Source organism: Allobosea sp., from assembly GCF_035999205.1.
Classification (GTDB): domain Bacteria; phylum Pseudomonadota; class Alphaproteobacteria; order Rhizobiales; family Beijerinckiaceae; genus Allobosea.
Window position 1 is genome coordinate 312,830 of the sequence record NZ_DASYHA010000021.1, and the last position, 21,190, is coordinate 334,019.

At 67.2% G+C, this 21,190-nt stretch carries 16 protein-coding genes; 7 read left to right on the plus strand and 9 right to left on the minus strand.

Annotated elements, in window-relative coordinates:
- Positions 1-175: 175 nt before the first annotated feature.
- Positions 176-1,441, plus strand: coding sequence for an acyl-CoA desaturase (locus VGN82_RS12130; RefSeq protein WP_327527263.1), 1,266 nt, complete (start codon positions 176-178; stop codon positions 1,439-1,441).
- 7 nt (positions 1,442-1,448) lie between these two features.
- Here VGN82_RS12130 and VGN82_RS12135 read toward each other — a convergent pair whose 3' ends face one another.
- The 7 genes from VGN82_RS12135 to VGN82_RS12165 all read right to left on the minus strand — a co-directional run bounded on the left by VGN82_RS12135 (position 1,449) and on the right by VGN82_RS12165 (position 10,151).
- Positions 1,449-2,159, minus strand: a complete 711-nt coding sequence (locus tag VGN82_RS12135) for a P-loop NTPase family protein (RefSeq protein WP_327527264.1) — start codon at positions 2,157-2,159, stop codon at positions 1,449-1,451.
- A 24-nt stretch (positions 2,160-2,183) separates the two neighbouring features.
- Positions 2,184-3,293 carry an AI-2E family transporter gene (locus VGN82_RS12140; protein ID WP_327527265.1) on the minus strand — a complete coding sequence of 370 codons (1,110 nt, stop codon included), beginning with the start codon at positions 3,291-3,293 and terminating at the stop codon, positions 2,184-2,186.
- A gap of 113 nt (positions 3,294-3,406) precedes the next feature.
- Positions 3,407-3,937: a CDP-alcohol phosphatidyltransferase family protein gene (locus VGN82_RS12145; RefSeq protein ID WP_327527266.1), complete on the minus strand. Its 531-nt coding sequence runs from the start codon at positions 3,935-3,937 to the stop codon at positions 3,407-3,409.
- 170 nt (positions 3,938-4,107) lie between these two features.
- A protein-coding gene (prfB, locus tag VGN82_RS12150) for a peptide chain release factor 2 (RefSeq protein WP_327527267.1) occupies positions 4,108-5,236 on the minus strand; the annotation gives its coding sequence in 2 pieces (ribosomal slippage) (positions 4,108-5,166 and positions 5,168-5,236; 1,128 coding nt in all).
- Between the two features lie 68 nt (positions 5,237-5,304).
- A complete protein-coding gene (locus tag VGN82_RS12155) occupies positions 5,305-6,240 on the minus strand; it encodes an oxygenase MpaB family protein (protein ID WP_327527268.1) in 936 nt (311 codons plus the stop codon).
- 78 nt (positions 6,241-6,318) lie between these two features.
- Positions 6,319-8,766 (minus strand): penicillin-binding protein 1A, encoded by a 2,448-nt coding sequence (locus VGN82_RS12160; RefSeq protein ID WP_327527269.1) that lies wholly within the window; start codon positions 8,764-8,766, stop codon positions 6,319-6,321.
- A gap of 143 nt (positions 8,767-8,909) precedes the next feature.
- Positions 8,910-10,151 carry an N-acetylmuramoyl-L-alanine amidase gene (locus tag VGN82_RS12165; protein ID WP_327527270.1) on the minus strand — a complete coding sequence of 414 codons (1,242 nt, stop codon included), beginning with the start codon at positions 10,149-10,151 and terminating at the stop codon, positions 8,910-8,912.
- Positions 10,152-10,828: 677 nt separating this feature from the next.
- Between VGN82_RS12165 and VGN82_RS12170 the strand changes: the two genes are divergently transcribed.
- Positions 10,829-13,648, plus strand: coding sequence for an Rne/Rng family ribonuclease (locus tag VGN82_RS12170; RefSeq protein ID WP_327527271.1), 2,820 nt, complete (start codon positions 10,829-10,831; stop codon positions 13,646-13,648).
- 200 nt (positions 13,649-13,848) lie between these two features.
- Positions 13,849-14,076 carry a hypothetical protein gene (locus tag VGN82_RS12175; RefSeq protein WP_327527272.1) on the plus strand — a complete coding sequence of 76 codons (228 nt, stop codon included), beginning with the start codon at positions 13,849-13,851 and terminating at the stop codon, positions 14,074-14,076.
- Positions 14,077-14,083: 7 nt separating this feature from the next.
- Here VGN82_RS12175 and VGN82_RS12180 read toward each other — a convergent pair whose 3' ends face one another.
- A complete protein-coding gene (locus VGN82_RS12180; RefSeq protein WP_327527273.1) occupies positions 14,084-16,363 on the minus strand; it encodes a mechanosensitive ion channel family protein in 2,280 nt (759 codons plus the stop codon).
- 96 nt (positions 16,364-16,459) lie between these two features.
- Positions 16,460-17,662, minus strand: coding sequence for a pyridoxal phosphate-dependent aminotransferase (locus VGN82_RS12185; RefSeq protein WP_327527274.1), 1,203 nt, complete (start codon positions 17,660-17,662; stop codon positions 16,460-16,462).
- A gap of 175 nt (positions 17,663-17,837) precedes the next feature.
- Between VGN82_RS12185 and VGN82_RS12190 the strand changes: the two genes are divergently transcribed.
- The 4 genes from VGN82_RS12190 to accC all read left to right on the plus strand — a co-directional run bounded on the left by VGN82_RS12190 (position 17,838) and on the right by accC (position 21,179).
- A complete protein-coding gene (locus tag VGN82_RS12190) occupies positions 17,838-18,680 on the plus strand; it encodes a DsbA family protein (protein WP_327527275.1) in 843 nt (280 codons plus the stop codon).
- Between the two features lie 114 nt (positions 18,681-18,794).
- On the plus strand, positions 18,795-19,253 hold the full coding sequence (aroQ, locus tag VGN82_RS12195; RefSeq protein ID WP_327527276.1) for a type II 3-dehydroquinate dehydratase: 459 nt from the start codon (positions 18,795-18,797) through the stop codon (positions 19,251-19,253).
- Positions 19,254-19,323: 70 nt separating this feature from the next.
- Positions 19,324-19,788, plus strand: a complete 465-nt coding sequence (gene accB, locus VGN82_RS12200) for an acetyl-CoA carboxylase biotin carboxyl carrier protein (RefSeq protein WP_327527277.1) — start codon at positions 19,324-19,326, stop codon at positions 19,786-19,788.
- A gap of 26 nt (positions 19,789-19,814) precedes the next feature.
- The gene (gene accC / locus VGN82_RS12205) at positions 19,815-21,179 is read left to right on the plus strand and encodes an acetyl-CoA carboxylase biotin carboxylase subunit (protein ID WP_327527278.1); all 1,365 of its coding nucleotides are present in this window, start codon (positions 19,815-19,817) and stop codon (positions 21,177-21,179) included.
- Positions 21,180-21,190: the final 11 nt, after the last annotated feature.

The window sequence follows — 21,190 nt, forward strand, 5'->3', positions numbered from 1 at the left end:
ACCGTGACACTTCGATGACACAGGACACACTATTTGAGCTGCGCTCGCCAGCACTTCGCGCGCCTGCGTCGAGCGGTCCACTTGCGTGCGCCGCTGTGCTCCTGTTTCGTGCCCCGAGCGGGAGAGACCTCCCCGGCGGGCTCGATCGGAGCCGCACCACTCGACCGAGGATCTCTTGAGCAGCACTTCCCATCATGACGAAGGCGACATCGTCTATCCGTCCGCGATCCCCTTCGTCCTGGCACATGTCGCCTGCCTCGGCGCTGTCTGGAGCGGCGTGACCGCGACCTCGGTCTGGCTCGCCATCGGCCTTTACTGGCTGCGGATGTTCGCCGTGACCGGCGGCTATCATCGCTACTTCTCGCATCGGACCTACAAGACCAGCCGGGTCGGTCAGTTCGTCCTGGCGGTTCTGGCGCAGTCGACCGCCCAGAAGAGTGTCTTCTGGTGGGCCTCGAAGCACCGACATCATCACCGCTATTCCGACACCGAGCATGACGTGCATTCGCCGGTGCAGACCTCCTTCGCCTATTCGCATGTCGGCTGGATCTTCAGCCGCGGCCATCACGCATTCGACGATTCAAGCATCCAGGACCTGACGAAGTTCCCCGAGCTGCGCTGGCTGCATCGCTTCGAGCTCGCCCCCGCGATCCTGCTGGCGGTGATCTGCTTTGCGATCGATGGCTGGGCCGGCCTCTTCGTCGGCTTCTTCTGGTCGACCGTCGCGGTCTATCACGCCACCTTCTGCATCAATTCGCTCGCCCATGTGCATGGCGACAAGGATTATGTGACCGGCGACGAAAGCCGCAACAATTGGTGGCTCGCGATCATCACGATGGGCGAAGGCTGGCACAACAACCACCACGCCTATCAGTACAGCGTCCGCCAGGGCTTCCGCTGGTGGCAGATCGACCCGACCTACTACGTCATCCTGGGCCTCTCGAAGCTGCGCCTGGTCTGGGACCTGAAGCAGCCGCCACAGGCAGTGATCGAACGCTCCCAGGCGTTGCCGCCGCGCGTGATCGAGCGCTCCGCGGAGCGGCTGGCGGCCTCCGTGCCGCTCGACCGCATCGTCGTGGCCTTCCGCGAGGCCTATGCCGCGACGCCGAGCCTCGCCGATCTGCACCTGCCGAGCCTGACGCTGGCCGAATTCAAGACGGCCCTCGGCGAGCTGCAGGAGCGCGCCGGCGATCGCCTGGCGGAGATCCAGCAGCAAGCCCAGGATGCGCTGAACACCTACGCGCTGGCGAGCTGGGATGCGTCGCGCTGGCATCTGCCCGTCCTGCCGACGCGCGAGGAGCTCAGCGAGAAGGCAGCCGCGATGTTCGTGAAGACGCCTTCGCTCGATGCGATCGTGACCCGCGCCCACGACCTCCTGGTCGAGGCGATGCATGCGCAGCTGGTCGCGCTGCCGGTCGAGGCGTCGCCCGGCAGACGCTGAGCCGGGCTCACTCCTCCGCCGACAGTCCCACTTCTGCGGAGATTCCTGCCAGGGCTTCGCTCGCGAGCGACCGCGTCACCCGGCGCCCGCGTTCGAGCGAGAGCCGGTCCAGCGCATCCACCAGTGCCCGTGCCGCTGCGAAGGAACGCTCCATTCGCAGCGCCAGCATTTCGATGATGCCGGTGTCGACGACCAGCTGCCGGTCGATGAAGAGCTTGACCAGCACCGCGCGCAGCAGCGTGTCGTCAGGCGGCTCTATCGTCGCATGCGGCGCGAGCCGCAGCCGCGACAGCAGGTCCGGCACGCGCAGCCCCCAGCGATCGGGCGCCTCACGCGCCGTCAGCAGCAGGTAGCCCCCGCGCGCCTTGATCGCGTTCATCAGGTGGAACAGCGCCGCCTCGTCGCGCAGGCCCCGATCGCAATCCTCGACAACCAATGCCCCGCCCGAGATCAGATGCGGCACCTTGTCTTCGATCACCTCGGAGGCCGGCACCGTCCAGGCATGCGAGGTCTTGGCCCAGATCGCCGCGAGATGGGTCTTGCCGGCCCCTTCGGGGCCGACGAGGCGCAGCCAGGCGTCCGGCCAGGCCGGCCAGGCCTCGACAAGCCCATAGGCCGCCTCGTTCGATGGGCCGATGAGGAAATCCTCGACGCCGTAGCGGCTGTCGACCGGCAGGTCGAAGGCAAGCTGGCGCGGTCGGTTCGGAAACTCGGGCATTTCGAATCTCGGATATCTGGCGCCTCAGGCATCGGTCTCGATGCGCGCCCGTGCCGCCGCGGCTCGCGTGGCATCTCCGCCGTGATAGATGTTGCTGGCGAGATACTGCCTGAGCGCAAAGCGGCAGAGCACGCCGATGACGGCCGCCAGCGGTACCGCCAGCAGGAGCCCGACGAAGCCGAACAGCGAGCCGAAGGCGAGCAGTGCGAACATCAGCCAGACGGGGTGCACGCCGATCGAATCTCCGACGAACTTCGGCTGGAAGATATTGCCCTCGAGAAACTGACCGGCAGCGAAGACGGCGAGCGTCGCCAGCGGCCAGGTCCAGTCCGGCCAGAACTGCACGATCGCGACGCCGACCGAGAGCACAAGGCCCGTCAGCGAGCCGACATAGGGGATGAACGACAGGAAGCCCGAGATGATACCGATCAGCGCGCCGAAATTGACGCCGAGCAGGCTCAAGCCGACCGCGTAGAAGATCCCGAGCAGCAGGCAGACGAGGGCCTGGCCGCGCAGGAAGCCGGCGATCGCGACATCCATCTCGCGCAGCAGCTGGCGGATGGTCTCGCGGTGGTCGAGCGGCAGCCAGCTGTCGACCGTCGCACACATCCGGTCCCAGTCGACCAGCAGGTAGAAGGCGATGACCGGCGTCAGCACCAGCAGCGAGAACACGCCGATGATCGCGGTGCCGCCGGTCCAGAGTGATTGCAGAACGCTGCCGACCCAGCTGGTCGCCTGGCCGACGAGATTGCCGAGCGAGTTCTTGGCTTCCTCGGTCAATTGGGCGCCGCCGAAGCGCTCCATCCAGGGCGCGCCCCGCTCCATCACCAGCGCCTGCAGCTTGGCAGCGTCGGCCGGCAGGCGGGCGACCAGCCCGGCCAGTTGCTGCCCCAGCAGCGGCGCCAGCAGCACGAGGCCCAGCACGAAGATCAGCAGGAAGACGAAGAGGATCAGGATCGTCGCCGCCAACCGGCTCATCCCTGCCCGCTCCAGCCGATCGGCCAGCGGGTCGAGCAGATAGGCCAGCGCCAGAGCCGCGATGAAGGGCAGCAGCACATCGCGGAACACCACGAGGAACAGCACGAAAACGGCAAGCGAGAGCAGCCAGAAGCCGATTTGGCGTTGCAGGGTCATTCTCAGGCCTTTCGCGGATCCGGCGGCGCGCGGTCATCAGATAGGGGGTGGCGGTGAATTGTCCAACCGGTGATCGTCGCTCCCGGTCCTGACACGGCGACCTCCGCGCTCGGTCATGCCGCCATGTGGCGCAGCCAGAAGGCGAGATAGGCCGTCATCGAACCGACCGTCAACAGCGTCACGAAGAGCTGTCCAACCTCGATCGCCTGGCCCGGGTCCACGCCGAAAGCTCGTGAACCGAGCACCAGCGCGGCGAAAATCACCTGCGCGCCGGTGTTGAGCTTGCTGACCACGAACGGTGAGATCGCTAGCGGTTTTCCCATCACCCAGGACAGGATCACCGCCGAGATGATCATGATGTCGCGCGACACGACCAGGACGACGAGCCAGGACGGGACCGCGCCGACCATTGCCAGCGTGATGTAGATCGAGACGATCAGCGCCTTGTCGGCGATCGGATCGAGATAGGCGCCCAGCTCGCTCGCCATGCCGCAATTCCTGGCGAGGTATCCGTCGATCGCGTCGGAGACGCCGGCCACGACGAAGACGATGAAGGCGCCCTGCCAGCGCCCGTTCAGGATCATGACGATCACGAGCGGGACCAGGAACAGCCGACCGATGGTGATCAGATTGGGCAGCGTCATGTCGTTCGGCTTCGCGGCGATCCGAGCGCGACGCTAAAGCATCGCACCGGAAAGCGGAAACGCGTGGCGTCAGCGGACCGCGGCGTCATTCTCGGGCGAAGTGAAGCGCCGACCCGAGAATCCCTTGCAGGAGATGCTCGGGACAGCCCCGAGCATGACGAGCGGCAGCCTCAGTCGATGTCCTCGACCTCGACTTCCGTGCCGTAGACGCGCTGGGCCAGCGACGCCTCCATGAACGGATCGAGCGCACCATCGAGCACCTCGGAAGGCGCGGTCGAGCTGACGCCCGTGCGCAGATCCTTCACGAGCTGATAGGGCTGCAGCACATAGGAGCGGATCTGGTGGCCCCAGCCGATATCGGTCTTGGAGGCCTGCTCGGCATTGGCCTTCTCTTCGCGCTTCTTCAGCTCGACCTCGTAGAGACGCGCGCGCAGCATGTCCCAGGCCTTGGCCCGATTCTTGTGCTGGGAGCGCTCCTGCTGGCACGATACCGCGATCCCGGTCGGGATATGGGTGATGCGCACCGCCGAGTCGGTCGTGTTGATGTGCTGTCCGCCGGCGCCCTGCGCCCGGTAGGTGTCGATCCGGCAATCCGACTCGTTGATCTCGATGACGATGCGGTCATCGACGACCGGGTAGACCCAGACCGACGCGAACGAGGTCTGGCGCCGCGCGTTCGAATCGAATGGCGAGATCCGGACCAACCGGTGCACACCGCTCTCGGTCTTGAGCCAGCCATAGGCATTGTGGCCCTTGAACTGCAGCGTCGCGGACTTGATGCCGGCGGTGTCGCCGTCCTGGTACTCGAGCGTCTCGACCTTGAACTTCCGCCGTTCGCCCCAGCGCCGGTACATGCGCAGCAGCATCTCGGCCCAGTCCTGGCTCTCGGTTCCGCCGGCGCCCGGATGGATCTCGATATAGGTATCGAGCATGTCGGCCTCGCCCGAAAGCAGGGTCTCGACCTGGAGGCGCGCGGCTTCGTCCTGGACCGCCTTGATCGCCTGCTCGCCTTCGGTGATGGTGGAGGCGTCCTCCTCCATCTCGCCGAGTTCGATCAGCGTCAGCGCATCTTCGAGATCACGCTCGAGCTTGGTGATGCCCTCGATCTGGGTTTCCAGCGAGGTGCGCTCGCGCATCAGCTTTTGCGCAGCTTCGGCATCGTTCCAGAAGTCGGAACCTTCCGAGAGGGCGTTCAGTTCCGCGAGGCGGCGTTGAGCGACATCCCAGTCAAAGATGCCTCCTCAGCAGTCCGATCGACTGCTTGGCGTTGTCGAGTTGCGTCTGGATTTCTGGGCGCATGCGAAGGGCCTTCCTGAATTGGCTCCGGGGATAGTGCCAGAAGCCCCGGGTGTAAATCCCGAAGCCGCTCAGTGGCCGCGGCGATAGAGATGATCTTCGCGCAATCCAAGCCTGCGGCAGGCCTGGACCGCAGGCGATGAGCGCAGCATCAGCCGATCGGCGAGCTGCCCCGCCAGCCGCAAAATCGGTGTTTCGCCACGACGGATGCCGAAGCCGGCGCCGAGGCCGAGGCGCTCGCGCAACCAGCCCGGCGTCGTCGACACGGCGGCCCGGACCAGCATGCGCTGGAATGGCCGCAGCGGTGCCGGAAAGATCGGTGCGGTGTTCATGATGTCGAGAAACTCGAAGATGATCGGCGAAGGCGCCAGGTCGACGCGCGTCCGCTCGAACAGGGCGTCCATCTCGGCCGTGGATCGCGGAGCCGTTGAAGCTCCATAGAGTCGGGCGGCCGGTACGGATTCCGCATAGAACCTGTCCCGATCCTCCGTGGAGAGCGGCCTGACATAGCGGTGATATGCCTCGCTGAACCCAAATCCCGCCGTCGCCTGGACCCAGTCCAGCAATTCCGGGTCGTTGGCGCGATAGGCAACGCCCTCAGGCGTGCGTCCAGCAACGGTATCGTGCCGCCGGACCACTCCCGCGATCATCGCTTCCGCGGTCGAGCGCGCTGCGTAGACCGTGACCATCGCCGCCAGACCCGTCCGGCGCAGGCGTCGCACCGGCTCCCTCCGGAAGGACGAGTAGTCCCAGACGCCCGTCCGCACACGCGGCTCGGCCAGTTCGAGCAGCACGGCGGCGACGCCGCCGATGAACAGGGCGACGGGGTTCTTGAAGACTTGCCACGAGACCGAATCGGCTCCGCTGAGGGCAGCCTCCCCGGCTGGGGCAGAAAAGTCGACGTCATGACCGCCAGCGGGCTGCAACAACTCGCGAGCGGCCGTATCGAGCTGCCTTGCAAGAGCGCCCGGCAATGGCAGCGGCGACGGCATCAGGATCGGCAGCATGGCTTCCCTTTCGCAGGCTCCGGCGGAGCAGGTGAAAGGGAAACCGGAAAGCGCAGCTTCCGTTCCGGATCCGGCCTGTCAGTACAGCCCGCCCGTTCCTGAGCCGACCGCGCGCCCGCCGCCCGGCGCCACGCTGAACGGTGTCATGCCGTCGCCCGCCGCGCCAATGACCGAGTAGCTGTCCGGCGGCGCCGTACCGGGCTTGAAGGCTTCGAGGATACCGCCCTCGCCGCCCGAGCGCATGCCGGTCTTGGGATCGACGCGGATCAGCTTGATACCGGCCGGGACGCGGAACGGCGTCGCTGGCTTGTCCTTGAGCGCAGCCATCATGAAGTCACGGAAGATCGGCGCGGCATACTGGCCGGCGGTGGCCGAGGTGCCGAGCGACTTCGGCTTGTCGAAGCCCATATAGACGCCGACGGCGAGATCCGGCGAGAAGCCGACGAACCAGACGTCCTTGGCGTCGTTGGTCGTGCCGGTCTTGCCGGCGAGCGGCTTGCCGACCGACTTGACCACCGTCGCCGTGCCGGCGTTGACCACGCCTTCCATGATCGAGACCATCTGGTAGGCGGTCAGCGGGTCGAGGACCTGGTCGCGGTTGTCGATCAGGCGCGGCTCGCGCTGGTCGGCCCATTTGGTCGCGTCGCAGCCTTCGCAGATGCGCTGGTCATGCCGGAAGATGGTGGAGCCGAAGCGGTCCTGGATACGGTCGATCAGCGTCGGGCGGATCTTCTTGCCGCCGTTGACGAGCATGGCGTAGCCGGCGGTCATGCGCATGACCGTGGTCTCGCCTGCGCCGAGCGACATCGAGAGCACCGGCAGCATGTCGTCATAGACGCCGAAGCGGCGCGCATATTCCGCGATCAGCGGCATGCCGACATCCTTGGCGAGGCGCACCGTCATCAGGTTCTTCGAGAACTGGATGCCGTAGCGCAGCGTGCGCGGCCCGGTCGACTTGCCGTCATAGTTGCTCGGCGTCCACATGCCGAGGCCGCCGCCCTGGTCGATCTCGATCGGCGCGTCGAGCACGATCGAGGACGGCGTGTAGCCGTTGTCGAGCGCCGTGGCGTAGACGAAGGGCTTGAACGACGAGCCCGGCTGGCGCAGCGCCTGCGTCGCGCGGTTGAACTCGGACTGGTCGTGGCTGAAGCCGCCGACCATGGCGAGCACGCGCCCGGAGAACGGATCCATCACGGTGATGGCACCGTTGACCTCGGGCAACTGCCGCAGGCGGACCTGGCCCGGACGGTTCTCCATCGGCTCGACATAGACGACATCGCCGACGGACACGGCCTGAGAGACGCGGGCGCGGCGCGTCCACTTGATGCCTTCGGCGCCCAGCGTCACGGTCTCGCGGTCGCTCTTGAGATGGCCGGAGTTCTCGCGCAGCGGGTGCAGGCCAAGGCGGGCCGTGTCGCCGGCGACATCCAGCACGACGGCCAGGCGCCAGGGCGCGACGTCGCCGAGCACCGGCAGGTCGCCGATGGCGAGCCCCCAGTCGCGGGCCGAGAGTTCGAGCTTCTGGATCGCTCCGCGCCAGCCACGCGCCTCGTCGAAGCGCACGAGCCCGTCGACCAGCGCCTTGCGGGCCATCAGCTGCATCTTCGGATCGACGGTGGCGCGCACCGACAGGCCACCCTCGAGCAGCTTCTTCTCGCCGTAGCGATCCTGCAGCTCGCGGCGGATCTCCTCGGCGAAATAGCCGGCGGCGATGTTGTTCGGGGAGACCGTGCGCGGATTGACGCCGAGCGGCTGCTTCTTGGCCGCCTCGCCGGCCTCGCGCTTGACGAAGCCGTTCTCGACCATGCGGTCGATCACGTAGTTGCGGCGCTCGATCGCGCGCTCACGATTGCGGAACGGGTGCAGATCGGTCGGCGCCTTCGGCAGCGCGGCCAGATAGGCCGCTTCCTGCAGGTTCAGTTCATGCACCGACTTGCCGAAATAGTTCAGGGCGGCGGCGGCAATGCCATAGCTACCCTGCCCCGGCGCCGGCGCGCCGAGATAGATCTCGTTCAGGTAGAGCTCGAGGATCTTGTCCTTGGAGTAGGTCGCCTCGATTCGCAGCGCGACCAGCGCCTCGCGGATCTTGCGCTCGATGTTCTGCTCGGAGCCGACGAGGAAGTTCTTCGCCACCTGCTGGGTGATCGTGGACGCGCCCTGCGGCCGGCGACCGGCGGAGCGGTTGCGGAAGTTGGTGATGGCGGCGCGCACGAGCCCTTCCGGATCGACGCCGACATGCTTGTAGAAGTTCTTGTCCTCGGCCGAGAGATAGGCCTCAACGATCAGCTTCGGCACGGCCTGGATCGGCAGATAGAGCCGACGCTCGCGGGCGAATTCCGCGATCAGCGAACCGTCGCCGGCATGGACGCGCGTCATCACCGGCGGCTCGTAATTCCGCAGCTGCGCCGAATCGGGCAGGTCCTTGGAGTAGTGCCAGAGGAATCCACCCGCAACGACGGCGCCGATCACGAACGCGATCGCGCCGGCGGCGAACAACCATCCGAATAGTCGCAGGATAAAGCGCATCTCAGGCCCTGGCCCTTTGCCGTTACCGCCCGTCTTCCCTCGAAGACGGCCTGTCGCAAATCACGTCTATAGCATGACGTAAATGGCGGAACCGTGGCCTTGCGACCACATTCCGTATCGTCCGCAGCCGCTTGCGGCCAGCCTCAGCGCCGGTTCTCCGCCGCCTTGCCGATTGGCGCCCGCGCACCGGTGAAATAGCCCTCGACGGCGGTCGCAACCGCCGCGACAGCCTTGCCACGCCACTCCGCCGAATTGAGCAGCTCGGCGTCCTTCGGGCTCGACATGTAGCCGAGTTCGATCAGCACCGATGGCACGTCCGGCGCGCTCAGGACCCGGAAACCTGCCGAGCGCAGGGGCACCTTGTGCATCTTCACCGAACCGCCGAGCTTCTCGACGAGGTTGCGGGCGAAGACGGCCGAGAAGGTACGAGTCTCGCGCTTGGCGAGATCCATCAGGATGCCGGCGACATCCTGCGTGTCCTCGCTGGCGTCGAGGCCGGCGACGGCGTCGGCCTGGTTTTCCTTGGCTGCAAGTCGCGCGGCTTCGGCGTCGGTCGCCCGTTCCGAACCGGTATAGACGGTGGCGCCGCGCACATCCTGTGCCTGCGTCAGCGAATCGGCATGGATCGAGATGAACAGATCGGCGCCGGCCGCCCGGGCGATGCCGACGCGCTCGGCCAGCGGCACAAAGCGATCATCGTCGCGGGTCATCAGCACGCGGTAGCGCCCGCTGGCCTCGAGTTGCTCCTTGAGCCTGACACCGAAGGCAAGGACGACGGATTTTTCGGAGATCGACGCCACGACAGCGCCGGGGTCGATGCCGCCATGGCCGGGATCGATGACGATGGTCTGGCGCGTCTCGCCGGCCGGCTTGGCTTGCGGCGGAATGGCGGCCGTCGCCTCCGGATCGCGCGCCGGCGTCGCCGCGACGGCGGCCTGGAATTCGGCTCGTGTCGCCTTGCGCAGCTCGATCACCAGCTCGCCGAAGCCGCCGCGCACCGGCCGCACTTCGGCTTTCACCACGACGGCGGGCTGGGCCAGGTCGATGATGATGCGCGCCTTGTCCGCCGTGAACAGGCCGAAGCGGAAGGCGCTGACGAAGCCGGCACTCTTGCGCGCCGCCGTCGGCTGAACCTGGAAATTGGTCGAGGGCATGTCGACGATCACGCGGTCCGGCCCCGCAATCACTGCGGTGGTGACCTCGATCGGGCGCGAAAGCGCCATTGTCAGCCGCACCGTCTCGCCGGACTGCTCCAGCCTGGCATCGGTCGCGACCGGAAACTCGCTCTGGGAGCGGCCGTTGCCCTGCGCGGTGACCGCGCCAGCAAGGCCTAGCCAGGCGCAAAGCGCCAAGCCCGCCAGAGGCAGGGTCCGTGCGAAGCGCATGCTGAATCCGAGACGGCGTGAGGGAGGCGTCAGGTCAATGATCCCGAACTGTCGTCACCAAGGCTTAACCATAGCGACGCGACATCCTAACAGTCGGTTACCACGGTCCAGCTGGGGGGAGAACCGCTGGTACGATACGGCCGGGCGATCTCGGCATGATGTGACTTGCAAATCACTGTCACCTGTCTGTAATGGGGAAGGTTGCTTTGCAAGGCCGCCCCATGGTGCGCATCCGGATCCGAGGGTCCGTCGGCGTCCGGGAACGGCTGCAAAGGGCCAGCTACAACGGATCGTCCGCAGGCGGTCGGAGCCAGGCGCGCGCGTTTTTTGCGCCAGGCCAACGTCTCGCGAGCGTGCAAACGCGGTGAGCCTCGTCTTTTTTGGGCAGGCGCATCGCAGGTCAGGACAGATGTCGGGGCATACGACGCCGCATAGACCATCGGTGAATCGTCAATACCTGCGGGACTGCGCCGGGCTTTTCGCTCGACCGGAATTCCCGAGCCGCCTTGCTGTCTCGATCGAACTCTCCCTCCTCCCAGACGCCGGCTCAAGCCGGCTTTTGCTCCTGCAACATGCCGGCTCCCACCGGCCTATGCGCGGCGCCCCTGCCCGCGGCAGCGGATCGTCATCCGCAGCCCGGCGGGTATCGCTGGCGGCCGCGCCCATGGAAGATTCATATGGCCAACAAGATGCTTATCGACGCGACCCACCCGGAAGAGACCCGGGTCGTGGTCGTCCGCGGATCGCGTATCGAGGAATTTGACTTCGAGGCCGCAAGCCGCAAGCCGCTGCGGGGCAACATCTACCTCGCCAAGGTGACGCGTGTGGAGCCCTCGCTCCAGGCAGCCTTCGTGGAGTATGGCGGCAACCGCCACGGCTTCCTCGCCTTCTCGGAAATCCATCCCGACTATTACCAGATCCCGGTCGCCGACCGTCAGGCCCTGCTCGCCGACGAGGCCCGCGCCGACCGCGAGGAAGAGCGCGACGAGGAGAAGCGCGAGAAGCGCGGCCGCCGCGACCGTGGCCGCCGCGGCGATCGTGACGGGCGGGCCAAGAAGGCTGCCGCGGACGAGACCGTTTCGGCTGAAGTCGAAGTCGACGGCGAGACCGTCCATGTCGAGACCGATGGCAAGGAAGCCGCCATGGTCAACGAGGGCGCGCCGGCCTTCGGCGAGTATTTCGCCCCGGCCGTCACTGAATCGACGAGCGAGGACGCCGCCGAGAACGCCGCGCCCCTGACCTTCGAAACGGTGGCCGTGCCCGCCGGGGAGGCCGCCGAGGCGTCGGATGCGTCGGGCTCCGACGACGAGGATCGCAAGACCGCTCCGGACGAGGACGGCGACGAAAACGGCCAGGACGAGAATGGCCAAGACGAGGACGAGCCGGAGCAGCTTGGCGGCGGCGATGCGCTCGATGACATGCCCGAGCGGCCCCAGCGTCAGTCGCGTCGCCAGTACAAGATCCAGGAGGTGATCAAGCGCCGCCAGATCATCCTGGTCCAGGTCGTCAAGGAGGAGCGCGGCAACAAGGGCGCGGCGCTCACCACCTATCTGTCGCTCGCCGGCCGTTACTCGGTGCTGATGCCCAACACCGGCAAGGGCGGCGGCATCTCTCGCAAGATCACCAACACCGAGGACCGCAAGCGCCTCAAGGAAATCGCGCAGGAGCTCGAGGTTCCCGAGGGAATGGGCCTGATCCTGCGCACGGCCGGCGCCTCGCGCACCAAGGTCGAGATCAAGCGCGACTACGAATATCTGATGCGGATGTGGGAGAGCGTGCGCGAGCTGACGCTCGCCTCGGTCGCCCCGGCGCTGGTCTATGAGGAGGGCAACCTCGTCAAGCGCTCGATCCGCGATCTTTACAACAAGGATATCGACGAGGTTCACGTCGCCGGCGACGAGGCCTATCGCGAGGCCAAGGACTTCATGCGCATGCTCATGCCGAGCCATGCCAAGAGCGTGAAGGCGTATCGCGAGCAGACCCCGCTCTTCGCCTCCTTCGGCGTCGAGAGCCAGCTCGACGCGATGTTCTCCAACACCGTCACGCTGAAATCCGGCGGCTACATCGTCATCAACCAGACCGAGGCGCTGGTCGCGATCGACATCAACTCCGGGCGCTCGACCCGCGAGCACAATATTGAGGACACCGCCCTCAAGACCAATCTCGAAGCGGCGGAGGAGATCTCCCGCCAGCTCCGCCTGCGCGACCTCGCCGGCCTCATCGTGATCGATTTCATCGACATGGAGGAGAACCGCAACAACCGCGCCGTCGAGAAGAAGCTGAAGGATTGCCTCAAGGACGATCGCGCCCGCATCCAGGTCGGCCGGATCTCGGCCTTCGGCCTGCTCGAGATGTCGCGCCAGCGCATCCGCACCGGCGTGCTCGAGAGCTCCTCGGTGCCCTGCCCGCATTGCGCCGGCGCCGGCATGATGCGCTCGACCTCCTCGGTCGCGCTGCAGATCCTGCGCGCGCTGGAGGAGACGCTGATCAAGAGCGCCTCTCACAACCTCAATGTCCGGACCCGCCCGGAGGTAGCGCTCTACGTGCTCAACCAGAAGCGCGCGCATCTCGCCGATCTCGAGGCTCGCTTCAACATCGCGGTGACGATCTCGACGGACGCGGCGCTGCTCGGCACCCGCTATTTCGAGGTCGAGCGTGGCGAGTTCGTTGGCAATGAGGGCCGCATCGTCCCGAGCAGCATCAAGGCCGAGGCTGTCATCTCCGATGCCGATGAGGATGCGCTTGACGCGGCGGCCGAAGCCGCGGCGCTCGACGCCGAGAACCGCCCCGACGAGGTCGACGCAGGCGAAGAGGGCTCGCGCGAGGCCAAGGCCGAGGGCGAGGCCCGCGGTGAAGGCGGACGCAAGCGTCGCCGTCGTCGCCGGCGGCGGCGTGGCGGCGAGCGGGACGCCAATGGGGCCCGTCTGGACGGCGCCAGCGACGAGGCCGATGGCGACGAAGGCGACGAGGACGGTGACGAGCCGGCGAGCGAGGCTTCGTCCAGCGAAGCCGTAACCGCCGCCGTGTCGGAAGAGCCCCCCCCCGTCGTCGCCGAAGCGCCTGCCGAAGCTCCCGAGCCGGTGGCAGAGGAAAAGCCGAAGCGTGCGCGTCGCAGCACCCGCAAGCCCAAGGCCGACGAGCCGAAGCCGGAGGCGGCGGTCGCTGCCGAAGCGACAGCTGCCGAGGTGGTCACGGCCGAGGCCGCTCCCGCCGAGGCCGAGAAGCCCAAGCGCAGCCGCTCCCGCAAGAAGGTCGTCCCGATCACGGAAGACGGCCAGGCGGCGGAGCCTGTCGCGGCCGAGCCTGCTCCTGTACCGGAGGCTCCTGCTGCCGTGGCTGTTGAGGCTGCTGCGCCGGAACCCGCTCCCGAACCGGCCGCGACGCCGGAGCCTGCGCCACGCGTCGTCGAAGAGCCGGTCGCCGTCGTGCTGACCCCGCCCGACCCGGACCGTCCAAAGCGCGGCGGCTGGTGGAACAAGCTGGCCGGCCGAGGCTGAATGAACACAGGGCCGCTGCGGGAGACCGCAGCGGCCCTTTTCATGTGCGACCTTGCGTTACGGGCGACGGAAGCATGCCGCCGCCCCGCCGGCTGGAGCGATCGATCGTGATGGCGCCGTGCCTAATCGCGCTGGCGGGCCTTGCCTAGCTCGCTTTCGGCATCGTCGGTTGGCTCGGCGTCGGCACACTCGGGCTGTTCGTGCTGTTCGTCGCCATCAGCATCGACCTCGAGGGTGATCGGCCGATCGGCCCTCAGATGACGCCCGGGCTCCATGCCAGCCAGTATCGCGCCGAGGCGCTCGCGAACCAGCGCGACCGGGCCGCGCGGCGCTCCGACATTTCGGCGATGCTCGCGGCAACGCGGCTCGCCATGCTGGCCGGGGCCGGGCTCGTCGCCATCGGCTTCGGCATGCTCTTCCTGGCCTGAGGCGGCCTCAACCCGCGGCGGGCGCCAACGGGTTTGGTGGCAGAGTGGCCATGGTCGCGGCGGCCCCGGATGGTGCCCCGCCTTCCCCGCCCCGCACCGTGACGGCATTCGAGGCGAAGGGGATGTGGGCCTCGTTCAGCGCGCGATAGACCCGTTTCAGCGACTCGCGCTGGAGCATCGAGGAATAGGCCGGCTTCGAGGTGAACTTCAGCCGGATCACGACGGCCGTGTCGGTGATGTCGGCGACGCCCTGCATCTTGAGCTGGGCGATGAAATGTGGCCCGAATTCCGGATCGTCGAGCAGTGCCAGCCCGACCTTCTTGATCGCCTTGCGCGCCTGTTCGAGATCGGCCGAGTGATCGAGCCGGACATTGAACTTGATCGTCGCCCAGTCGCGGCTGGCATTGGTGAGCGACTGGATCTGGCCGAAGGGAATGGTGTGGATCTGCCCGCTCTGGTGGCGCATCTGGATCGAACGCAGCGAGATCTTCTCGACCGTGCCCTTGAGCCGCCCGGTGTCGACATATTCGCCGACACGGAAGGCATCCTCCAGCATGAAGAAGAAGCCAGAGACGATGTCGCGCACCAGCGCCTGCGAGCCGAAGGAGATGGCGAGGCCGAGGATGCCGAAACCGGCGAGCAGCGGGCCGATATCGACGCCGAGCCGCGACAGCACGACCAGCCCCGTCAGGCCGACGACGGCCGCGAGGACGACGCCGCGCAGCACCGGCATGACCGTCGCGAGCCGGGACGGGACGCTCGCCTCGACCGCGGCGTCCTCGTCGATCGGCCCGCTCCCCGGGCGCCTCGGCGTGTAGGCGTCGAAGAACGCCCGGAGGAAGACCATCGCGACCCAGCCGAGGAAGACGAGCAGCGCGAGGCCCGCGGCCTGGCGCGTGAAATCGGCGAACTGCGCCGAGCTGACACCGAGCAGGAAACCGGCCCAGAGCCGTGCCATCACGTAGAGGCCGCCGACCCAGATCAGCCCGCCAGCCGCCGCCCGGAACGCCGTCCCCGCAGCCTTCGTCATCGGGGATGGCGGCGCGATGGCTGCCTGCTTCGCTTGACGGCATGCGATCAGAGCGGTCACACCAACCGCCACGACCGGCGCCAGCACGATGATGATCTGGCTCAAGCTGGCTGCCTCGACGAAGCGCCCGCCGCCGGTCATCATTGGCGCCGCCCGGCCGACCATCCAGATCGCGATCGCGCTGGCGATGTAGACCCAGGGCGTGATCGCGGCCAGCAGCCGCAAGCCGTGGCTGGGGACCGGCTCGTAGCGCAGCACAAGCGCCGTCAGGTCATGGCGCGCATCGTAGAACCACCAGACCTTGAACAGGGTGATTGCGATGCTCGTAATTGCCACCAACCCCGCCAGAGCCTGGCGGTTGGCGACCTCTTGCAGCAGCAACGCGCTCGTCACGATGATCGGGGTAGCGATCGCATAGATCGTCAGAATCGAGAAATGCCTGTCGGCGCGCGGCAGCGGCAAGAGGCGTCGCTCGGGAGCGCCGGGGGCGACCAGGAAGCGCCCGACGGCGATATAGGTCGCGCCGATCGCCGCGCCATTCGCCGCGGTCGCGAAGGTCGTCATCGCCAGGTCCGCGTCAGGCAGCCAGAACACGCGTGTCAGGCGGGCAAGCGCCAGCGCTAGCGCGATGCAGGCCATGTCCTGCAGCAGTCCGTAGCCCGAGGCCAGCAGCCGCGCCGTGAATTCAGGCCCTGCCGGCTGCAGGCGACGCGCGAACCATCGCGCCGTCAGCATGCGAAACAGCAGCGCCCCGGCGAGCGCGATCGCGACGCCTGCCAGGATGCGCAGCCCTGCCGAGGGGCCGGATGCGCCATTGCGGTTTGCCGCCCAGCCGCGCTCCCACTCGCTCGGGAGCTCGACGACATGAGGGATGGCCGCATTGCCATGGTCGAAGCCTTCGACGAAATGGTCCCAGAGCTCCTCGATGCGCGTCTCGGCTGCGGCGGTTGCAGACGGCGGCGCAGCGGGAGCCGGCGGCGCGGGAGTGGCGGTCGTGGCGGGCTTCGACGCGGCAGGCGCCGGCGCTTCCGGGGCGGCCAGACGGATCTCGACCTTGCGGCCGCCCGTGGCGAGCGCATCGACCAGCTTGCGAACGGTTTCGGGGGCCTCGTCGCCGCGCAAGTTCAGCGTGACTGGCCCCTCAGCCTGGGCTGGTGCCCGATTCGGAGACAGCGCGCACAGCGCGGCCAGCGCTGCAGCGGCGAGCCATCGCGGCGTCGCGGCCCGAGCCCGCTGTCGAATACCCTGCTTCGTCATCGCAATCCGCCCCGCTCACAGGCGCCTTGTCGGGCGCCCAGGTGGAGAATGCGAATGCCGCCGGGCGCTTGGCAAGTGCGCCGGTTCGGGAGCTTGTCAGCGGCGCTTCATCCAGCCATCGAGGCGCGATACCGCCTCCTCGCATTCCGTAAGCGAGCCGGCGAATGAGAGCCGCATCGTGCGCGCGCCGCGCGCTTCGTCGAAATCCAGACCGGGCGTAATCGCGACCCCTGCCCCGTTGAGAACATCCCGGCAGAAGGCCATGGAATCGTTCGAATATCGGCCGATGTCGCAATAGATGTAGAAGGCCCCGTCGACGGGCAGGAAATCGCCGAGACCGATCTCCGGCAGCGCCTTCAGCAGATAGGCCCGGTTGGCCGCATAGCCGGCCTTGATCGCTTCGCACTCCGCCGTCGCATCGAAGGCGGCCTCGCCCGCTACCTGGCTGAGATAGGGCACCGAGATCGAGAAGTTCTGCTGCAGCCGCTCGATCGTTCTGACGAGTCGCTGCGGCACGACGAGCCAGCCGACGCGCCAGCCGGTCATGCAGTAATACTTCGAGAAGGAGTTGACGATGATCGCGTCGTCGTCGGCCGAGAGGGCGGTCGTCGCCGGCTGGTCATAGGTCAGCCCGTGATAAATCTCGTCGGAGATGTACCAGAGGCCGAGCCGCCGGCATTCCGCCGCGACGGCGGCGATCGCATCGGGCGCCATCACCACCCCGGTCGGGTTGGCCGGGCTCATCGTCAGCACGCCGGCGAGCGGCTTTTCGCGATGAGCGCGGGCGATCAGCTCCGGCGTCAAAGCGAAGCGGGTTTCGGGGCCGACCTCGATCGCCACGGGCTCGAGCCCGAGTGCAATCAGGATGTTGCGATAGGCCGGATAGCCCGGCGCCGTGATCGCGACGCGTGCGCCCGGCTGGAAGCAGGCCAGGAATGCGAGGATGAAGCCGCCCGAGGAGCCGGTGGTGACGACGACGCGCTCGGCCGCCACGCTGACGCCATACGCGTCCTTGTAATGTCTGGAGATGCGTTCCCTGAGTGAATCCGTGCCCAGCGCCTGGGTGTATCCGATCCGGCCGTCCTCGAGCGCCCGCGCGGCAGCGGCGCGGATCGAGGCCGGCGTCGGCGCCGAAGGCTGGCCGACCTCCATATGGACGACCGTGCCGCCGGTGCGCTCGATCGCGGCGGCCTGGCTCATCACGTCCATGACGATGAAGGGCTGGACGCGGGATGCGCGTTCTGCCGGCAGCAAGGCGTCCTGTGGCGTAAGGACTGGCGTCGGAATTCGATCTAGCATCGTCTCGTCCGGCAATGACTGTCTGTCCGCGGGCGTAACCGACCCTGCCCGAGCCCGCAACCAGTGGCAAAGCTGTGAATTGACGCCTGCCGCATGAGGGTCGAGAAGCTGAACCGAGAAGCGTTTGCGAGCCTGCCGCCCCGGCTGCACGGCCGGAACCGAAAAGGATGACGACATGGCCCTGGACTTGGCCCTCCCCACCCTGCCCCGCCGGCTGGCCAACATGCTGCGGCCTCTGGGCCTCGCGCTCTGCCTGAGCGTCGCCGCGGCGACGGCTCCTGCGCTGGCCCAGGCGCAAGCCCCGGCCCAGACGCCGGCCTCTGGCCTCACGGCCGAGCAGCGCAAGGCGGTGGTCGCGCTGATTCGCGAGACGCTGCTCCAGAACCCCGAATTGATCCAGGAGGCGCTGGTCGAACTGGAGCGCCGCAACACCCTAGCCCAGGCCGAGGCGCAGCGCAGCGCGGTCACCGCCGAAAAGGCGAAGCTGATCGATCCGGCGACCTCGGCGATCGTGGGCAACCCGCAGGGCGACGTCACCATCGTCGAGTTCATGGATTACAATTGCGGCTTCTGCAAAAGGGCGCTGGAGGACGTTCGTGCACTGGCGAAGGAAGACCCCAAGCTCAAGGTCGTGATCAAGGACTTCCCGATCCTCGGCCCCGATTCGGTCGAGGCGAGCCGCGTCGCGGTTGCAGCGATGACTCAGCTTACCGGGGCGAAGTACTTCGATTTCCACAACAAGCTGATGGGCGTGAAGGGCCGCATCAACGGCGCCAAGGCACTCGAGATCGCCAAGGAATCGGGGGCCGACATCGAGCGCCTGAAGAAGGAGATGGACTCAGCCCAGACCAAGGCCGTGATCGAGGACACCGTCGCGCTGGGCGATCGGCTCGGGCTTACCGGCACGCCGGCCTTCATCCTTGGCGACGAGGTCATCTTCGGGGCGGTCGGCCAGGCGGCCCTCAAGCAGAAGATCGAAGCCGTCCGCAAATGCGGCAAGGCGACCTGCAACGGCTGAGGACGGCCATGCGCGCGGGGCGGCCGAAGTCTCGGCAGGCTTCCCCTGCCGGCCTGCAGCGTCTATGAGGGCGGCGTCTGCCGCCTTCGCGCGGCGCTGGAAACCACCCGCGCCATGGTCGCCGTCCACGTCCTCAACGGTCCCAATCTCAATCTGCTCGGCACCCGCGAGCCCGCGACCTATGGCGCGGTGACGCTGGCCGGCGTCGAAGAACGGCTCAAGGCCAAGGCCGCGGCCGCCGGCGTCGAGCTTTCGTTCAAGCAGACGAACTACGAAGGCGAGCTGGTCACCTTCATCCAGCAGGCGGGCCTGGCCGGCGCCGGCGTCATCATCAATGCCGGGGCCTACACCCACACCTCGGTCGCGCTGCGCGACGCGATCAAGGGAACGGAGGCGCTGGCCATCGAGGTGCACGTCTCGAATGTCCATGCCCGCGAGGAATTCCGGCACCATTCCTATATGGCACCGGTCTGCGTCGGCGTGATCTGCGGCTTCGGCGTGGCCAGCTACGACCTTGCTTTCGACGCGATCGTGCCGCTTCTGCAGAAGCGCGCGACGAAATCGGCGGCCTAGCCCGCGGATCCGATCCACAGCGGGCGCCTCGCGGTGCCCGATTCAAGACTACGAAGACGGTGAAACCGCCATGGCGACCAAGAGCCCGATCGACCCCGAACTGGTCCGCGAACTCGCGCAGCTCCTGAACGAGACAGACCTTACCGAGATCGAGGTCGAGAAGGGCGATCTGCGCGTCCGCGTGGCCCGCAGCCTCACCGCGACCGTGCAGGTCCCGGCCGCCGCGCCGATCCTCGCCGCGGCCCCTGTCGTCGCCGCTGCTGTCGCCGCGCCGTCCGAAGGCAAGCCCACGGCCGCTCATCCCGGCGCGGTGCCCTCGCCGATGGTCGGCACGGCCTATCGCCGGCCCTCGCCGGACGCGAAGCCCTTCGTCGAGGTCGGCTCGATCGTGAAGGCGGGCGAGCGCGTGCTCCTCGTCGAGGCCATGAAGACCTTCAACGACATCGTCGCCCCGCGCGCCGGCAAGGTCGTCGCGATCATGGTCGAGGATGGGCAGCCCGTCGAATACGGCGAGCCGCTTCTGGTGATCGAGTGACCGGACCCGCGAGCGGCGAACCGAAGATGTTCGACAAGATCCTGATCGCCAACCGTGGAGAGATCGCCCTGCGCGTGCTGCGCGCGGCGAAGGAACTCGGCATCGCCACCGTCGCGGTGCATTCCACCGCCGACGCCAACGCCATGCATGTGCGCCTCGCCGACGAGAGCGTCTGCATCGGCCCGCCCTCGGCCCGCGAGAGCTATCTCAACATTCCGGCGCTGATCGCCGCCTGCGAGATCACGGGCGCCGACGCGGTTCATCCCGGCTACGGCTTCCTCTCCGAGAACGCCCGTTTCGCCGAGATCCTGGAGCGGCACAACATCACCTTCATCGGCCCCAAGGCCGAGCATATCCGCTCGATGGGCGACAAGATCGAGGCCAAGCGCACGGCGAAGGCGCTGGGTATCCCTTGCGTGCCGGGCTCCGACGGCGGCGTCGCCGACGAGGTCGAGGCGCTGCGCATCATTCGCGAGATTGGCCTGCCCGTCATCATCAAGGCCGCTTCGGGCGGCGGCGGCAAGGGCATGAAGGTGGTGCGTACCGAGGAGGAGGTCTCAGTCCTGCTCTCCACCGCCCGGACCGAGGCCAAGGCCAATTTCGGCGACGACGCCGTCTATATCGAGAAGTATCTCGAGAAGCCGCGCCATATCGAGATCCAGGTGCTCGGCGACGGCAAGGGGCACGCCATCCATCTCGGCGAGCGCGACTGCTCGCTGCAGCGCCGCCATCAGAAGGTCTGGGAAGAAGGCGGTTCGCCTGCGCTGAACGCCGGCGAGCGCGACAAGATCGGCAAGATCTGCGCCGACGCGATGGCCAAGCTCGGCTATCTCGGTGCTGGCACGATCGAGTTTCTCTACGAGGATGGCGAGTTCTATTTCATCGAGATGAACACCCGCATCCAGGTCGAGCATCCGGTCACCGAGATGATCACCGGGATCGACCTCGTCAATGAGCAGATCCGGATCGCAGCCGGTGCGCCGCTCTCCATCCGGCAGGAAGACATCGTCTTCGAGGGCCACGCCATCGAATGCCGCGTCAATGCCGAGCACCCCGCGAGCTTCCGGCCCTCGCCCGGCAAGATCGTCTCGTTCCATACGCCGGGTGGCCTCGGCGTGCGCGTCGATTCCGCGGCCTATCAGGGCTACACGATCCCGCCGCACTACGACTCGCTCGTCGGCAAGCTGATCGTGCATGGCCGCAACCGGGCCGAATGCCTGATGCGTCTGCGGCGCTCGCTCGACGAGTTCGTCGTCGATGGCGTCGATACCACCTTGCCGCTGTTCCGCACGCTCGTCCGCAATCAGGACATCCTGAACGGCGACTACAACATCCACTGGCTGGAAAAATTCCTCGCTGCCGGTGGAATGGAAGAGAAGGCCGGGGGCTGAACAGGTCGCAT

What these genes read in the sequence shown, in the direction of transcription:
- accC (WP_327527278.1), top strand. Translation starts at nt 19,815, where the DNA reads ATGTTCGACAAGATCCTGATCGCCAACCGTGGAGAGATCGCCCTGCGC.
- VGN82_RS12155 (WP_327527268.1), bottom strand. Translation starts at nt 6,240, where the DNA reads ATGCTGCCGATCCTGATGCCGTCGCCGCTGCCATTGCCGGGCGCTCTT.
- VGN82_RS12190 (WP_327527275.1), top strand. Translation starts at nt 17,838, where the DNA reads ATGGCCCTGGACTTGGCCCTCCCCACCCTGCCCCGCCGGCTGGCCAAC.
- accB (WP_327527277.1), top strand. Translation starts at nt 19,324, where the DNA reads ATGGCGACCAAGAGCCCGATCGACCCCGAACTGGTCCGCGAACTCGCG.
- VGN82_RS12180 (WP_327527273.1), bottom strand. Translation starts at nt 16,363, where the DNA reads ATGACGAAGCAGGGTATTCGACAGCGGGCTCGGGCCGCGACGCCGCGA.
- VGN82_RS12135 (WP_327527264.1), bottom strand. Translation starts at nt 2,159, where the DNA reads ATGCCCGAGTTTCCGAACCGACCGCGCCAGCTTGCCTTCGACCTGCCG.
- aroQ (WP_327527276.1), top strand. Translation starts at nt 18,795, where the DNA reads ATGGTCGCCGTCCACGTCCTCAACGGTCCCAATCTCAATCTGCTCGGC.
- VGN82_RS12185 (WP_327527274.1), bottom strand. Translation starts at nt 17,662, where the DNA reads ATGCTAGATCGAATTCCGACGCCAGTCCTTACGCCACAGGACGCCTTG.
- VGN82_RS12165 (WP_327527270.1), bottom strand. Translation starts at nt 10,151, where the DNA reads ATGCGCTTCGCACGGACCCTGCCTCTGGCGGGCTTGGCGCTTTGCGCC.
- VGN82_RS12160 (WP_327527269.1), bottom strand. Translation starts at nt 8,766, where the DNA reads ATGCGCTTTATCCTGCGACTATTCGGATGGTTGTTCGCCGCCGGCGCG.
- VGN82_RS12140 (WP_327527265.1), bottom strand. Translation starts at nt 3,293, where the DNA reads ATGACCCTGCAACGCCAAATCGGCTTCTGGCTGCTCTCGCTTGCCGTT.
- VGN82_RS12145 (WP_327527266.1), bottom strand. Translation starts at nt 3,937, where the DNA reads ATGACGCTGCCCAATCTGATCACCATCGGTCGGCTGTTCCTGGTCCCG.
- VGN82_RS12170 (WP_327527271.1), top strand. Translation starts at nt 10,829, where the DNA reads ATGGCCAACAAGATGCTTATCGACGCGACCCACCCGGAAGAGACCCGG.